This window comes from Mesorhizobium sp. M2C.T.Ca.TU.002.02.1.1, from assembly GCF_003997225.1.
The window spans coordinates 1-2409 of sequence record NZ_RZTO01000884.1 but is presented as its reverse complement, the minus strand read 5'-3'; the positions used below and the strand labels follow the sequence as shown (position 1 = coordinate 2409).

The 2409-nt window shown below is 64.1% G+C and carries 3 protein-coding genes and 1 pseudogene; all 4 read left to right on the top strand.

Translation table 11 applies throughout. From position 1 onward, the window contains the following. A pseudogene (locus EOD07_RS30915) lies at nucleotides 1-239 on the top strand (Ku protein); the annotation flags it as partial. Nucleotides 240-256: 17 nt separating this feature from the next. Beyond that, nucleotides 257-1354, top strand: a complete 1098-nt coding sequence (locus EOD07_RS30910; RefSeq protein WP_127237992.1) for a tetratricopeptide repeat protein — start codon at nucleotides 257-259, stop codon at nucleotides 1352-1354. 9 nt (nucleotides 1355-1363) lie between these two features. After that, the gene (locus tag EOD07_RS30905; RefSeq protein ID WP_127237991.1) at nucleotides 1364-1726 is read left to right on the top strand and encodes a hypothetical protein; all 363 of its coding nucleotides are present in this window, start codon (nucleotides 1364-1366) and stop codon (nucleotides 1724-1726) included. Next, entirely contained in the window at nucleotides 1716-2369 is a 654-nt protein-coding gene (locus tag EOD07_RS30900) for an alpha/beta family hydrolase (protein WP_127237990.1), read from the top strand. The genes EOD07_RS30905 and EOD07_RS30900 overlap by 11 nt, the downstream gene beginning before the upstream one ends. Nucleotides 2370-2409: the final 40 nt, after the last annotated feature.

The window sequence follows — 2409 nt, the reverse complement described above, 5'->3', positions numbered from 1 at the left end:
GCGAGAAGCTGAAGGGCCACAAGCCGATTATCGCGGCAGCGCCCGAGCGGGGCAACGTCATCAACCTGATGGACGCGCTGAAGGCGAGCTTGTCGCAGCAGGCGAAGCCCCCGGCCAAGTCGAAGAGCAAAGCCGAGGAAGCGCCGGCAAAACCCGCCAGGAAGGCGGCCGCGGGCGGCGCGGCTGAAAACCCACTGAAGGCGAACCTGTTGAAGGCCGTCGGCAAGAGCAAGAAGTGACGGGAAATGCAGGGCCAGTGATCGTTCCCGGCGCAGTCTTCGGCGTCGTCGGCGCGCTGGCCGCCTTTCCGCTGCGCCTCGCTGTCCGTGAGGTCGAGCGCCGCCACGCCGAGCTGAGGCGCGGCGTCACCCGGCGCACCACCCATGTCGTGTTCGGCCGCGCGCTTCTCGCCAAGGCGGCGAAATCCGGCGATGTCGAGATCGAGCGCCGCGTGAAGGCGGAGCGCGAAGCAGGCCGCCAACTCCTCAGCGAGAACGGTTTCCTGCGCCTGCTCGGTCTGATGAAGGCGCCCGACGCCTCGTCGCTCTCCAGGCAGTCGCTTGTCGACCAGTCGCGGCTTGCGGGCGACGATCTCGACATGCTGTCGCTGTTCGACGCTTTCGAGCATGACGGCGAGCCTTATTCCTTCCGCGACCTGATCCTGGCGAGGAAATATGCCGGGCTGATCGCCAGCGGCGCCACTTGGGGCGCGATCGGGCGCTCCGTGCACCGCTCCGGCCCGGTGGCCTCGCTCACGGCAAAATCGCTCAATCTCGGCTCCCAGCATGGCCGTCCGGATGCGATCTATCTCGACGATGGGACGAGCGAGCTCGACGGCCAATTGCTGTTCGACCTGGGCTCGCCGGAAGACGACACGCTGGAGGAACTGTTCGCCGAGGCCGAGATGGCGGAAGAGCAGGGGCATCACGACGATGCGGCGGCGCTCTACCAGCGCTGCCTGGCGATCGACCCCAAGGATGCGATCGCCGCCTTCAACCGCGCCAACTGCCTGCGCGGCGCCGGCCGGATTGCCGAAGCCGCGCATGATTATGCCCGCGCGATAAAACTCGATCCGGGCTTCGTCGAAGCCTGGTTCAACCTTGCCGGCCTGATGAGCGACGAGGGCAAGGTCGCTTCGGCAAGGCGGCATCTGCAGAAGGCGATGGCGGTCGACAAGACCTATGCCGACCCTGTGTTCAACCTTGCGCGGCTGGAATTCGACGCGGGCAATCTGATCGAGGCGCGCAGGCTGTGGGTGCGGTATCTGGATCTCGACGCTGAGTCCGAATGGGCGCGGACTGCGCAGAAGGGCATCCAGTTCGTGGATCTGCACATGGCGCGCACGGCGGGGTGAGCTGCTGCCGTGGATAATCTTCCGCATTTAGCCAGCATAGGATTTTCCGCATGGTTTATCGTTCTGGCGATGCAGGAGGCCCGCGAGTTGCTCTACTACTGGAGCAATGGCTGGAACTTTTTCGAAGACAGCAAAATCACTTGGGGCACATACTACAACCGCAAAAGCTGGCCTTTCCCCCAACGCCCCGAGGACCGCATGTCAAACAAGCAGCGCGTTTGCTTCGGCCGGCCATTCTTCATGGTGATCGCGGGAACTTTCGCAGCCGTGTCCACCCATATTACCCTGCACCCGGAGCAATGGCACACGGAGGTCCACGGCTCGAAAATCACCTATCACTATATCGGGACACCCCAACCTGATGGGCACTAGCTTCCTCTTCGACGGCGATGACACCGCCCCCGTCACCATCCTGCTCGCCCATGGCGCCGGCGCGTCGATGGATTCGCCCTCGATGACCGCCACCGCCAAGGCGCTCGCAGCGGCCGGCTTCCAGGTCGCGCGTTTCGAGTTCCACTATATGGCGGCGCGCCGCTACGGCCACCGCAAGCCGCCGCCGCGCGCCGAGACGGTGAACCCCGAATACATCAAGGCGATCCCCGATCTACGCGCCAAGGGCGTGACCGGCAAGCTCATCATCGGCGGCAAGTCGATGGGCGGCCGCGTCGCCTCCATGGTCGCCGACGAGATGTTCGAAAAAGGTGAGATCGCGGGGTTGGTCTGCCTCGGCTATCCCTTTCATCCGCCGGGCAGGCCCGAGCAGTTGCGGACGAAACACCTCCTTGATCTGAAGACGCCGACACTGATCTTCCAAGGCACCCGCGACGAGTTCGGCACGAAAGACGAGGTCGCGACCTACGGCCTTTCCAATGCCATTGAGGTGGTCTGGCTGGAGGATGGCGACCATGACCTCAAGCCGCGCAAGGCCATCTCGGGCTTTTCGACGGCGGATCATTTGAAGACGGTTGCGGAGACGATAGTGGCTAAATTCGCGCAGCCCTCGGCTTCGCCCTAGGATGACGAAGCCGAGGGCTGCGCGAATTTAGCCACTATCG

Coding starts and splice junctions, on each gene's coding strand:
- EOD07_RS30900 (WP_127237990.1), top strand. CDS start 1,716: ATGGGCACTAGCTTCCTCTTCGACGGCGATGACACCGCCCCCGTCACC.